Here is a 13,326-nt window from a genome sequence, read left to right on the forward strand (position 1 = left end):
TTAAATAGAAATCCTGCCTGAATACCGTGATATTCGTGTCTAAAGTCCGCGTTTTAAAAAGAATGTGTGATTGATTTGCATCACGTAAAATCAAAGATCGGACACCGGCCCTCGAACACAGAACTATTTTTTGACTCTGCTCGTGCTGTCCGTAATCGTCGCTCCATTGGCAGCGCATGCGAGTGGCCGACCAATCAAAATCATAAAATCCTGGGGGATACGATGTCGAGGCAAGGTCAAGTGCTGCGCCGCTCACTGATGGTGAGCGTTCCCGTGTGGAGCATGTTGATCGCCGAAGCCTCGGGGGCGTGCCAGCCCGCCACCCCCACGAGTGGGCAGACCGTGACCTGCACCGATGCGCAGCCGACGGGCTTCGTCGCGCCGGCCGGCGTGACCGGCTTGACGGTCAACATCCAATCCGGCGCCACCATCGGTTCGCAACAGACGAGCGCCGGCACGAACCCGAGCTTCGCCAACGTGCGGGTGAACGGCGCCAGCGTGGTCAACAACGCCGGCATCATCGACAACGGTGCGACGCAGGTTCGCGACAATTACGGTGTCGACCTGGCCGGCGACCGCTCGACCCTGAACAACTCCGGCATCATCACCCTGAACGCCCCCGCCGGCAACACCACGACGCGGATATACGGCGCCAATTCGAGTGCGCCGAACGGCACCCGGTACGAGGGCATCACGGTCAACAATTCCGGCACCCTCGCGGTGACCGAGAACGGCAACGGCATCGCGCGGGGCGTCTATGCGGGCGAGAACACCGCCTCCATGGCGATCACCAACAGCGGCACCATTTCGGCCACGCGCAACGGCGCCGGCACCGCGGCGGTTGCGGCCATCGATTCCGATCCCACCGTCGCGGCGCTCACCGTCACCAACCGGGTCGGTGGCCAGATCACCGGTACGGGCGCCGGGGTCCGCGCAATCCAGGGCCAAGCGCAGAGCTTTACCATCGTCAACGATGGCGCGATCACAGGCCCGGCGGGCGGCCAAGCCATTGTCGTTTATGGCCGTTCCAATACCGCGAGGCTCACCAACAATGCCGGCGGCGTCATCGCTGGCGATATTTGGTTCACCGAGACCGATCCGCCGCGACCTGCAAATATTCTTACCCAGGGACCTGCTCGAAGCAGTTTGACTAACAATTTAGGACTTATTAACGGCGGTATTTTATATGGCATAGGTAATAACACCCTAAATAATAGTGGTGTCATTTCTGGGGATATCATCTTTTCAGACACGGGAGACAGGCGCCTTGGAATTGCTATAGGGCTTACGCCGCCTGACCCAAGTTTGAACGCAGTAAATCTCGGTACGGGATCCAGCATTGGCGGCAATATCATCGCGCAGGGGCGAGGCATCAACAGCCTCAACCTTACAGGCACTGGCACCCTCACGAGTTCGGTCACTGGCTTCACCAACCTCAACCAGACCGGCGCCGCCAGCGCCTGGACCACCGCCAGTGGCTCGGTCCAGAACCTTGGCAGCATCACTGTGGCGGGCGGCAATCTTACCCTCGGCGCCGGCTCGACCCAGAACGTTGGTGGCCTGATCCAAGTGACGGGCTCGGGCGCCCAGCTCACCGTCAACAACACACTGACCAACACAGCCGTGAACCTGTCGGGCTCGAACACAAGTTTGGTCAACAACGGTACCCTCACTGGTACCGGCGCTGCCGGCCGGGACAACAATGTTTTCAGCCGCGTCTACGGCGTGCTCAGCAACTCCACGGGCGCTGACTTCGCCAATGTGGCGGTGACCAACAACGGCACCATCGCGGTGACGGAGAATGGGATTGGGATCTCGCGTGGCATCTATGCGGGCGGGAACATCGCCTCCATGGCGATCACCAATGTCGGCACCATCTCGGCGACGCGCAACGGCAACGGCACCGCCGCCGTCGCGGCCATCGATTCCGACAACGATGTCGCGGCGCTCACCGTCACCAACCGAGCCGGTGGCCAAATTATCGGCACCGGTACGAGCGTGCGCGCGATCCAGGGGCAGGCTCGGGCTTACACCATCGTTAACGACGGGGTGATCACCGGCTTGGCGGGCGGTCAAGCCATTGTGATCTCGGGCGCCGGCAACGCGACGCTCACCAACAATTCAGGCAGTATCATCACTGGCGATGTGCGCTTCATTGATACCGACCTGCCGGTCGCTGCTAGATTCGGCCGCCGCAACAGCACAACTATTAATACGGGGATCATAAGCGGCAGTATTCAGTATGGTGCAGGTGATCACGTACTAAATAATACTAGCTTTATTTCTGGGGGTATTTCTTTCTCGGATGTGTCAAACCGGCGACTTCCGATCGCTATTGGACCCGTGCCTGTTTTGGATCCAAGCGTGAACACGGTAAACCTTGGCACCGGCTCCCGCATCGGCGGCAATATCACTGCACAGGGGCAAGGCATCAACACTCTCAACCTGTCGGGCACCGGCACCCTCACGAGCTCGGTCACGGGCTTCACCAGCCTCAACCAGACCGGCGCCGGCAGCGCCTGGACCACCGCAAGCGGCTCGGTCCAAACCCTGTCCGGTAACCTCACGGTGGCGGGCGGCAACCTCACCCTTGGCGCCGGCTCGACCCAGACCGTTGGCGGCCTGATCCAGGTGACGGGCGCAGGGGCGCAACTCACCGTCAATAACACCCTGACCAACAAGGCCGTGAACCTTCTGGGTTCAAACACGAGCCTCGTCAACAACGGCACAATCACGGGCACCGGTGCGGCGGGCCGGGCCAACGATGCGTCTACCCGCGTCTACGGCGTGCTCAGCAATTCCACGGGCGCCGACTTTTCCAACGTGGCGGTGACCAACAACGGCACCATCGCGGTGACGGAGAATGGGATTGGGATCTCGCGTGGCATCTATGCGGGCGAGAACATCGCCTCCATGGCGATCACCAACGCGGGCACCATCTCGGCGACCCGCAACGGCACCGGCACGGCGGCGGTCGCCGCCATCGACTCCGACGACGATGTCGCTGCGCTCACCGTCACCAACCGCGCCGGCGCCACGATCAGCGGCACCGGCACCGGGGTCCGCGCCATCCAGGGCCGGGCTCAGGCCTTCACCATCGCCAATGCGGGAACGATCACCGGCCCGACGGGCGGGCAGGCTATCGTCGTCTACGGTGCCGGCAATGGGTTCCTCACCAACGCCGCCACGGGTGTCATCACCGGCGACGTGCGCTTCACCGACGCCGACCCGCAGGTGGTCACCACGGCCAACCGCCGCAACAGCACCACGACGAATGCCGGGCGTCTCAGTGGCAACGTCCAGTACGGCATGGGCAACCACACCCTGACCAACACCGGCACGATCACCGGCAGCATCGCCTTCGCGGACATCGCGACGAGCCGGAACACCGTGAACCTCGGCACCGGCTCGACCATCGGCGGCAGCATCACCGCGCAGGGGCTCGGCAGCAACGCCCTGAACCTCTCGGGCACCGGGACGCTTGCTGGCAACGTCGGCGGCTTCACCACCCTGCAGCAGTCCGATGGCGCCTGGACCCTGGCCTCGGGCTCGACCCAGACCTTCTCGAGCGGGGCCACCGTGGCGGGCGGCGTTCTCACGGTAAATTCGACCCTCAACGCCAACACAAGCGTTGGTACAGTTGGAGCCCTCGCCGGCACTGGCAGCGTCGTCGGCACCCTCACCAACGCCGGCGTCGTTGCTCCTGGCTCGGCCGCAGCGCCCTACGGAACGCTGACCGTTTCGGGCAACTACGTCCAGCAGGCGAACGGCACGCTGCAGAGCGCCATCGCCGCCGATGGACAGGCCAGCCGCCTGGTCGCCACCGGCACCGCCACCCTCGGCGGCACCGCCAGCTTCATCGCGGCGGCCGGGACCTACCTGCCCAACGCCCGCTACACCGTGCTCTCCGCCGCCGGCGGCGTGAACGGCAGCTTCGCCAACTTGACCGACAACGGGACGCTGCCGCTCCTCGTCCGCGCGATCGCCTCCTCCGACGCCACCAACGCCTACGTGACCCTGGTGCAGCAGAGCTTCGGCCTCATGGCGCAGACGGCGAACCAGGCCAACGTCGCCCGGGGCCTCGATGCGGCGCTCGCCAACAACCCGCAGGCGCTCCTCGTCATCGACAACCAGAGCAACGCCGGGATCGCCGCGACCCTCGACCGGGTCGCCGGCCAGGGCTACGCGTCGCTGGCCGATCCGCAGCTCCGCTCGGGTCGCGCCTTCGGCAGCCAGCTCCTGTCGCGGGCCTATGCGGCCAGCACGGAAGCCGGCCCGACGGGCTTCACCCTGCCGCCGACGGTCTACGCCGCCGACATGCCGAACCGCGCCCCCGTGCCCGCCCCCCGCTTCGTCGAGACGAGCCGCGGCTACGGCCTCTGGGCCACGGGCTACGGCCAGTTCGGAAGCGTCGACTCCACCGCCAACGCGGCCGGCCGCTCCGAGACCGTTGCCGGCATGGCGGGCGGCATCGACTTCCACCCGCAGGTCGGCACGGTGCTGGGCATCGCGGCGGGTTACGGCTCCGTCGACGTCGGCCTGAACCGCACCGGCGAGCGGGCGCACACCGACAACGCCCAGGTCGGTCTCTACGGCGGCGTCTCCAGCGGCGCCCTCTACGCCAACGCCACCGTGGGCTACGCCCATGCGGAGGGTCGCGTGAACCGGTCCCTCGGCTTGGCGCAGATCCAGGCCGGTGGCGCGCAGGGCAAGGTCAGCGGTGATCAGTTCATCTCCGCGGGCGAGCTCGGCTACCGCTTCGCGGTTGCGCCCACCACGGTGCTGTCGCCCTTCGTCGGGTTCCAGGTGAACACCTTCGATCAGGACCGGGTCCGCGAGGGCAGCGTGGGCCCCCTCAGCCTCACCATCGCCGCCAAGGACTTCCTCTCGGCCCGCACCCTGGTCGGCGGCCGCTTGGAGACGGCGACGACGGTGCTGAACGGGCGTCCGGTTTCGTTCTGGGTCAAGGCGGCCTACGTCCACGACTTCGCCGATATCAGCCGCACCATCGGGGCGTCCTTCACCCCGGTGCCGACGGTGCCGTTCGCGGTCTCCAGCCGTCGCCTCGCCCGGGACCGGGCTCTGGTCGGCCTCGGCGTGAGCACGGAACTGGCTCCGGGCCTGGCCGGCTTCCTCGGCTACGACGCCGAGCTCGCCTCCTCCGATACGATCCAGGCGGTGCGCGGCGGGGTTCGCTACACGTTCTGATCGGGCGCATCGGAACGACAGGGGCCGGCTCGGACACGAGCCGGCCCCTGTTGCTTTTTTGGAACAGGATGACGCGATGCCGTGGAAGGCCGGATGGCGGTGGCTGCGGGGTGGCAAGCCTGCGCCAAACTCCCCCGACGTCACCGTCGTGCTCACCTCGTGCGGGCGCCACGACCTTCTCGAACGCACGCTGGCGAGCTTCCGGGCCTGGAACACCGATCAAGGCATCGCCGAGATCCTCGTGGTCGAGGATGGGAGGGGCGACCCCTCCGCGATCTGCCGGCGCCACGGTGCGCGCCTGCTTCGCCTCGGCCGGTCGCGGGGGCAGATCGCCGCCATCGAGGCCGGCTACGCCGAGGTCCGCACGCCCTACATCTTCCACCTCGAGGACGATTGGGAATTCTATCGCGGCGGTTTCATCGAGCGCAGCCGCCGCCTGCTCGCCGCCGATCCCTCGACGATCTGCGTGTGGCTGCGGGCCTGGGACGACACCAACGGGCATCCCCTGCACTTCGTCTCCCCGGCGGGGGATTTCGGCGTGCTCGCCTTCGGCTACCGGGGCAAGTGGCACGGGTTCACGTTCAACCCCGGCCTGCGCCGCCTGTCGGACTATGCCGCGATCGGCAGCTTCAGCCGCATCCTCGTGAGCCCGCTGAAGCACGAGGGCCAGATCTCGCAGCACTACCACGCGCTCGGCTTCCGGGCGGTGATTCTCGATCGGGGCGGCTATGTCCGCCACATCGGCTGGGATCGGCGCATCCCACAGGGACCGGTGGACCCCCAGCCCGCCTGATCCCGGGATACCGAAGGGCAAGCCCTTCGGTGGGTGTCGGGCAGAGCCCGACTGTCTTCCCTGGCCTCCCTCAGGACGGCGTCCCCCGAGCCATCAGGGCCAGCACCCGCGTTGCCGCCTCTTCCGGAGTTGTGAAGGTGGTGTCGAGGAGCGGCACGTCGAGCTCGGCCGCGAGGCGCCGGTAGGTGTCGATCCGGTCCTCCGGCATCTCCGCCGCGGCATCGATGCCGCGCGCGGCCAGCCGCGCCAGGGTGGCGGGGCGGTCGGTCCAGGTCATCACGCTGAACGGGCGCGGCTCCCACCCGGCGCGGTAGGCCTTCGACAGCAATTGCGACGCCGTGAACCAGTGCCGGTCGAACACCACCGGCCCCGGGGGCGCCTCCGCCAGCGCCAGGGCGACGGCGTCGTGCGCCACGGCGTCGGCGCGGTCGTGCTGGCCGAGGCGGGCGAGATGCACCATCAGGGCGCCGACCCGGCCGGCAAACGGGTCGAGCACCGTGGCGCCGAGAGCCGCCGCCACGTGGCGCGCCACCGCCGACTTGCCCGAGCCGTCGAGCCCGTCGACGGCGAGGGCGATGCGTCCGGCCTGGTCCGCCTTCTCCTGCGCCCGCGTACGCGCTGAGGGGTAGATCCGGCCCTCGCGCCGGCCGTGTTCGAGGTAGTGCAGCGCGCCCTGCCAGGGCAGGGTGAACAGATCGGCGAGGTCGGGATGCAGGCGCAGGTAGCCGCCCGCGTCGAAATCCCCGGGCAGGGGACCATCGAGGGAGACGAGGTCGGCCATGCGCCGGGCTTCCTCCGGGGGCGCGGCGTCGGCCCGACTCCGGACCCGACTCCGGAAATGACGCGCCAGGGTATCGTCGTCTCCGAGAATGCCCTCGGCCACGGCCGCCGCGCGGGCCGCAGGATCGAGCACGATGGCGTCGTACGCGGCCCGCAGGCCGCCCGCTTCCCAGGTCGCGTACCACCGCCGCCAATGGCCGCCGACGCTTCGGTCGAACTCGGTGTTGCGGGCATAGGCCGCCCCGCCCTGGATCACCTTCGCCTCGAACTGGGCGTAGGTCCGGATCGGATAGTGGTAGATGGTGAGGCGCGGTTCGGCCGCCTGCGTCACCGGGCGGTCGTAGGCCGCTTCGTGGTTGCCCTGGCCGATGGAGACGAATCCGTCCGCCCGGCACACCGCCTTGGCGCTGACGGTGCGGATGAGCTTGGAGCGGCTTCGATCCGCCACCGGCGCCAGCACGGCGAGGGTCCCGTCGGCGAGCACGTCGCGACCGCTGCCTTCCTCTGGCGGGATCATGTTGCGGCGGCGGACCATGAGCACATCGGCGGAGGCCTGCGCCAGTACCTGTTTCAGGCTGCCGCCCGCGGCGTGCCAGAATTCGTCGGCGTCGCTGTTGATGATCCAGTCGGCCTTCAGGAGATCGCGGGCGAGGCGCGCCATCCGGGTGACCCAGGCGTATTGCCGGTAATCCTGATCCTCCTCGACGAGGAGGCAGACCCGCCCCGTCGGCACGAACCGCGCGACCACGTCGAGGGTGCCGTCGGTGGATCCGTTGTCGGTGATGACGATGAAATCCACCCCTTGGGCGAGGTGGTAGGTGAGGAAGTCCGCGAAGATGTCGATCTCGTTGCGGATCAGCAGCGTCATCACCAGGCGCATCGTCGCCGCCTCCTTTTTCACGTGAAATGGTTAGCGATTTCGTCACGCATGAGGGCGCCGTAGGAGGCGTTGGCGTGGGTGACGTCGTGCGCCCAGTAATCCGGGTGGAGACAGCCGTCGGCGTCGGCGCAGGCCGCGGGTGCCGGTACGAAAGCGATGCCGAACCGGTCCGCCACCGCCCGCTGCACGTTTTGCTCCACCTGCCAGAGCTTGAGCCGCACCGTTGCGGGCGTCAGAGCGAGGTCGTGCGGATCGAGGCTGTGAGCCGCGGCGAGCTTGGCGCCGTAGGCCCCGATGCCGATGAGTTCGGCGAGGCGCGCGGCATCGGCTTTCGGCGGTGGCGCGCCGACGAGAACGACGCGGGCGGGGCCATGGGCCGCGAGCCGCTCCACGAACGCCGCGAGTCCCGCCCCGGTCTCGGCGAAGCGCGCACGCACGGCCCGCTCGGGGACGACGACGGCGTTGTCGCGCAACGGCAGGTGGGCGAGTTCGGCGACGACGAGGTCGAAGGCGGGGCTGCCCTGGAGAAGGAAGGCATCGTTGTAGCGGTTGCCCTCCCAGGCCAGCGCGATGCGCCGCCCCGATGCGTGCGTGCAGAGACGGTCCCAGTACACGGCCTGCTTCGGCCCCCCGGAGAGCCCGACGAAGCGCCGGTCCTCGGGGTCGAGGGGTAGGAGGGCGGGCGCCTCGGCTCGGTCGCCCCTCACCACGCCGAGTGCCTTGCGGTGCGAGTGGCCGGCGATGACGATGGCGCTCACGACGTGCCCCGCCACGGCAGGATGCCGCGCTCGGTCATCAGGGCCAGGGCCCGTTCCGCCGCCGCCTCGGGCGTGGTGCGCGAGGTGTCGAGGAGCGGCACGTCGAGTTCGGCGGCCAGCCGCCGGTAGGTCTCGACCCGGTCCTGCGTCATCTCCAGGGCGTCGCGGTCCTCGCCGCGCGCGATCATGCGGGCGACGGTGGTCTCGCGGTCGGCCCAGCACAGGAGGGTGAAGGGCCGGGGCTCCCAGCCGGGGCGGTAGAGCGAGGAGAGCAACTGCGAGGCGGTGAACCAGTGCCGGTCGAACACGATGGGCACGCCCTCGGGCACCCGGTCCATGGCCAGGCGACGGCGGCGTGAGCGACGGCATCGGCGAGCGCGTGCTGCCCCGTGCGCGCGAGCCAGACCAGGAGCGGCCCGTTGCCGTCGTAGGGATGGAGCACGCAGCCGCCGATGGCCTCGGCGACGAGGCGGGCGACCGTCGACTTGCCGGCCCCGTCGAGCCCGTCGAGCACGAGGGCGATGCGCTGGGCCTGTGCCACCTTGGTCTCGGCGCGCGTCACGTTCGAGGGATAGAGCCGGCCCTCGCGGCGTCCGTGTTCGAGGTAGTGCAGGTCGCCCTGCCACGGATGGGCGAACAGGGCCGCGAGGTCCGGGTGAAGGCCGATATAGCCCGCGCCCTCGAAATCCGGCGGCAGGGGGCCGTGCTCCGCCGCGAGCGTGGCGATCCTTGCGGCTGTCTCGGGATCGGGGGCATCGTCGGGCATGGCGGCGGTCTCGGGGCTCTGTGACCCGTGAGTGGGGGCGGGTGGTCCGGTGGGGCCGGGATGCCCGGCCATCTCCTCCTCGCATTCGGTCTCGGCGATGGCGCCGGAGAGGACGGCGCTCACGGGCGTCGCCGATGGGGCTGGGTCGGTCTCGCCCGGCGGGTCGCGGCCGCACGCGGCGAGGAACGCCCGCATCACCGCCGCGATCCCCTCCCGGCTGACGTTGCGGCGGTCGGGGGCGAAGAAGGTGTCCGGCGCCTGAGGCCCGGTGACGATCTCGTAGGCCGGAAAGTAGATCACGTCGGTCGCGCCGCGGGCGACGCTCTCGGCGGCCACGCGTAGCACCGCCTTGGCGTGGGTGGAGGCTTCCAGCACGTGGCGCCCGCCCGCCATGGCGACGAGGGGCACCGGCGAGACCGTGAGGATGATCCTGACCGCCGGGTTGAAGGCGCGCAGGTCCGCGACGAAGGCAGCGAGGTCCTCCGTCACCTCCGCGCAGGAAAACTCGACGAACCGGTGCCGGGCCGGATCGAACCGCCCCGCCACGGTGCCGGGGCAGGCGGGAAACACCGCCCCGTCCCGGGCCGTCCAGGCCTCCGTGAGTCCGAGGGTGACGATGAGCACGCCGGCCCGCGCGAAGGCATCCCGCGTCAGCCGCAGGTGCTGGGCGGTCAAGGCTTCGAACTCGGCTTCGGTTCGGGCGGCGTAGCGCAGGCCGGGCCGGTAGGGATCGACGATCCGGTCGGGTTCGCACCAGCGATCCTCTTGCGGCGCGAACGTGCCACAGGCCCGCCGCAGGAGCTGCAGCAGTTGCCGGGCGGTGTAGACGTTGCCGTAGGCGGCGCTGTAGCGGCCGTAGCCCATGGCTTCGGGGGGAATCCGCAGCCAGTCGGCCAAGGGCTCGGTGCGGAGGTAGTGCAGGCCGGCCCGTTCCAGGAACGGAACCAGGTTGGCGGCAAAGCAGCTGCCCACGGACATGATGGCGGCGTCGTGCGGAATCAGCGGGTCGGTGGCCGGATTGACGAGGGCGTGGGGGGAGCGCTCCGCGAAGGCACGGCCCCAGAACGCCCGGTCGGGCAGCCCGCGATAGGGATGCGTCATCGCCGGGCGTCGCTCCTGCGGAATGCGAGGCGGCCGAGGCCCGTCGCCAGCACCGTCCGCACCACGGCGGCAAGGGCCGGCCTGCCGCGTCGATGGAAGGCACCGCGCCGTGCTCCCGCTTCCTCCGGTGACGGGCTTTGCCCTTGCATTGCGCTTTGCGCAGCGGCAAGGGCGTGCGCCAGCCGCCCGCGCTCGCGGTCGAGCTCCGCCGCGTAGCGGACCACCCGGTCGGTCCGGCGGCGGGATTCCTCCAAGTCCTCGGTCACCGCGGCGACCCGGCGGTCACCGTCCGCGCGGAGCGCCGCAACCTCGCCATGCAGGTGGGCGAGGGCACGGTCTCGTTCGGCGAAGGGGTCGGGCGGGCCCGTGCGCAACGGCAGCGACGTCGCTCCGAGCCACGCCCGGTTCCGGCGCGTTTCGATCCCGCTCACCGCCGTCTGGAACCGATTTTCCCGGGCGAGCGCCTCGTCCAGGGCCGCCGCGTCGAGGGTGATGCCGAGGCCCTCGGCGACGACGAGCACGAGCGGCAGCAAGGTCGGGGCGATTCCGGGGGCGGGCGACCCGCAGACCTCGACATCCGTGAATGCGTTGATCAGCCCCCGCACGAGGAGATGACCGAAGCAGAGGGCCTCGACCTCCCACTCGGCGTCGATGAAGACCGGGACGCCGCCCCGGTGCAGGAGATTGCGCGGGATCGCATCGACGGCTTCGCCCGGAAGCGGCGTTCCCAGGGTGAGGTCCGCGCCGTCGGCATAGTGCGCCCGCACGGCATCCCGCCAGACCAAGGCCCAGGCCACGATCCCGGCCACGGTCCAGCCGTCGTGGGCGAGCAAGGCCTGCAGACCCGCCTGCCACGGCACGCCGGGCACGAAGGGCTCGTCGGGGAACCGGTTGGTCACCCCATCCACCGTTCGCGGCAGATCCGCGTGGAGCGGCGCACGGGTCACGCGGATCGCATCGCCCACGCGCACGAAGCCGACCACCTTGTCGAAGGCGGGTCGGCGGCGATGGCCGAAATGCAGGGCGAGCCGCGGGTCTTCCGGAAGGGTCGACACCGACGCCGCGACCGCGAAGGCGGGGGCGAGATCGCCGAGGAGTTCGGCGCGGGCCACGGCCGCCCAGGCACGCTGGAGCGAGCGCCCGCCCGGTCCGGGGCCGTCCGGATCGAACGGCGCAGCGGCAGCGGCGAGGAGACCGGGCTCGAACGGTCCACCCGCGTCGAGACCGCGTTCGCCGACGAGGCTGAGGGCGCGGCGGTGATCGGGAAAGGGAAACCACCATGCCTGCTGCGTGAGGCCGAGGCGGGCGAGCCGGTCCCGCAGGCCGCGCCGCGTCGGCAGCGCCGAGCCGTCGGGATGCGCGCGATCCGCGAAGCCGACCGGGTCGAGGGTGGCATCCGCCTCCGAACGGCCGGTGAGGTGGCGCAGGCTCGACGCGTTCGCCACCACCACGACGAGCCGTCCACCGGGCCGCAGGAGCCCGGCCGCTCGGTCGAGGGCCTGGGTGAGACGGTCGGTCCCGGCCCCCGAATCCGGCGGACACCGACGCGCTGGATCGGCTTCCCCTTCGCCGGGGGGGACGCCGAGGCCGTCCAAGGCCGAGGTCGTTGGATGGAGCAACACCACGGCATCGTAGCGAGACTGGTCCGCTCGCGCCTTCAGGATCGTCACCGACCGTGCGGTCTCACGGAGGGCCGCCACGAGATCGGCGGTCGCGCCCCCGGCGACGAGGACCGAACCGGTGAGGAGCGACCGAAAGGGATGGAGCACGCGCGGATCCGTGCCGGACATGTCCGTGCGCGCCGACTGCGTCGCCTCGCGAAGATCTGCCGGAATATCCCAACTCATTTGCCGATCAGAAGTATAGTCTATTGCCACTTTTGCCCAATAGGCGGTTTTTTTGCGATTGCATGGACAATCGAAGGGCCCGGACTTATTGTTCTAGCGTTCACAAAGTCAAACCGACAGGCCCCGTTGTTCAGCCCGAGTCGCAGGATGAATTTTTACAACGGCCGGATTTTTGGTCGGCCGAAAGTGCTCGTGACGAGTACGTTCAACGATGCAATGAACACGAATACTTCGATTCGCCCCTGCCTGGCAGAAGGGTTTGCTGAGGTTCTTGGATCCGATCGCGTGATGGCGGTCCCCCTCGACCTCGCGCCGGCAGCGATCCGTGTATTCTGCCCCGATCTCGTGGTTGCGGTCGGCAGTATCGTACCGGATGCTTCGGATTTGCGCGGTCTTCGCCGTGCCGCCGACAGTATAGGCGCTGAACTGGCTTACTGGCTTCACGACGACCCGTACGAGTTCGATTACGCGTTCAAGGCCGAACTCACCGCGGACATCATCTTCTCGAACGATTCCTGGGCGGTGCACCATTACCGGCATGGCGACGTCCACCACCTGCCCCTGGCCGCCTCGCGGACGCGGCACCTCCGTGATCTCACGCCGCTGCCCGAGCGCGAGACCATGGTGCTCTTCTGCGGTGTCGCCTACCCGAACCGCGTCGCCTTGATCCGCCGTGCGGATGCGGTGCTGTCGCGTCATCCCGTGGCGATCCTCGGGACCGGCTGGCCCTCCGACATCCGCTGCGCCACCAACCGGCGCCTCACCGCGGCCGAGATGGCGGATCACGCCGCCGACGCCCGCCTGACCCTCAACATCGGCCGCGATCTCGATATCGCCAACCGGCGCTTCGCCCTGCCGCCAGCGACGCCGGGGCCGCGCACCTTCGAGGTCGCGCTCGCCGGTTCGGCGCAGCTGTTCTTCGCCACCGGCTTGGAGATCTGCGACGCCTTCGCGCCGGGCCGGGAAATCCTCCTCGTGGACGGGGTCGCCGACATCGCCCGCGCCATCGAGCAGGCCCTGGACGACCCCGATGCGATCCAGGCCATCGCGATGCGGGCGCAGATCCGCGCCTTGCGCGACCACACCTACACGCAGCGTGCCGCCCGGATGCTCGCCCTCTGCCGCAACACGGCGGGCCTCGGCCTGTCCGGCGGATCGGAGCGGCCGCGCCTGGCCCTGGCCCGGCGCTGACG

8 protein-coding genes are annotated in these 13,326 nt (G+C 69.0%); 3 read left to right on the top strand and 5 right to left on the bottom strand.

Going from position 1 to position 13,326, the window contains the following annotated elements; all coding sequences use genetic code 11:
• Positions 1–282 precede the first annotated feature (282 nt).
• Together ASF22_RS13415 and ASF22_RS13420 are read left to right on the top strand one after the other, a co-directional pair.
• A complete protein-coding gene (locus ASF22_RS13415) occupies positions 283–5,208 on the top strand; it encodes an autotransporter domain-containing protein (protein WP_210166656.1) in 4,926 nt (1,641 codons plus the stop codon).
• A gap of 76 nt (positions 5,209–5,284) precedes the next feature.
• The gene (locus ASF22_RS13420; RefSeq protein WP_056265083.1) at positions 5,285–6,001 is read left to right on the top strand and encodes a glycosyltransferase; all 717 of its coding nucleotides are present in this window, start codon (positions 5,285–5,287) and stop codon (positions 5,999–6,001) included.
• Between the two features lie 70 nt (positions 6,002–6,071).
• Here ASF22_RS13420 and ASF22_RS23115 read toward each other — a convergent pair whose 3' ends face one another.
• The 5 genes from ASF22_RS23115 to ASF22_RS13445 are packed head-to-tail and all read right to left on the bottom strand — an operon-like array spanning position 6,072 to position 12,055.
• On the bottom strand, positions 6,072–7,661 hold the full coding sequence (locus ASF22_RS23115; RefSeq protein WP_156647697.1) for a glycosyltransferase family 2 protein: 1,590 nt from the start codon (positions 7,659–7,661) through the stop codon (positions 6,072–6,074).
• 17 nt (positions 7,662–7,678) lie between these two features.
• Positions 7,679–8,434 (bottom strand): hypothetical protein, encoded by a 756-nt coding sequence (locus ASF22_RS13430; protein ID WP_056265086.1) that lies wholly within the window; start codon positions 8,432–8,434, stop codon positions 7,679–7,681.
• Entirely contained in the window at positions 8,416–8,607 is a 192-nt protein-coding gene (locus ASF22_RS24375) for a hypothetical protein (protein WP_056265088.1), read from the bottom strand. The genes ASF22_RS13430 and ASF22_RS24375 overlap by 19 nt, the downstream gene beginning before the upstream one ends.
• Positions 8,604–10,286 carry a GSCFA domain-containing protein gene (locus ASF22_RS13440; RefSeq protein ID WP_056265090.1) on the bottom strand — a complete coding sequence of 561 codons (1,683 nt, stop codon included), beginning with the start codon at positions 10,284–10,286 and terminating at the stop codon, positions 8,604–8,606. Before ASF22_RS13440 ends, ASF22_RS24375 begins: the two co-directional genes overlap by 4 nt.
• Positions 10,283–12,055: a hypothetical protein gene (locus ASF22_RS13445; protein ID WP_156647698.1), complete on the bottom strand. Its 1,773-nt coding sequence runs from the start codon at positions 12,053–12,055 to the stop codon at positions 10,283–10,285. Before ASF22_RS13445 ends, ASF22_RS13440 begins: the two co-directional genes overlap by 4 nt.
• Positions 12,056–12,421: 366 nt before the next feature.
• On the opposite strand from ASF22_RS13445, the gene ASF22_RS13450 reads away from it, so the two are divergent.
• A complete protein-coding gene (locus ASF22_RS13450; RefSeq protein WP_244474280.1) occupies positions 12,422–13,324 on the top strand; it encodes a glycosyltransferase in 903 nt (300 codons plus the stop codon).
• Positions 13,325–13,326: the final 2 nt, after the last annotated feature.

The sequence above is a fragment of the Methylobacterium sp. Leaf87 genome, from assembly GCF_001422775.1.
Lineage (GTDB): Bacteria > Pseudomonadota > Alphaproteobacteria > Rhizobiales > Beijerinckiaceae > Methylobacterium.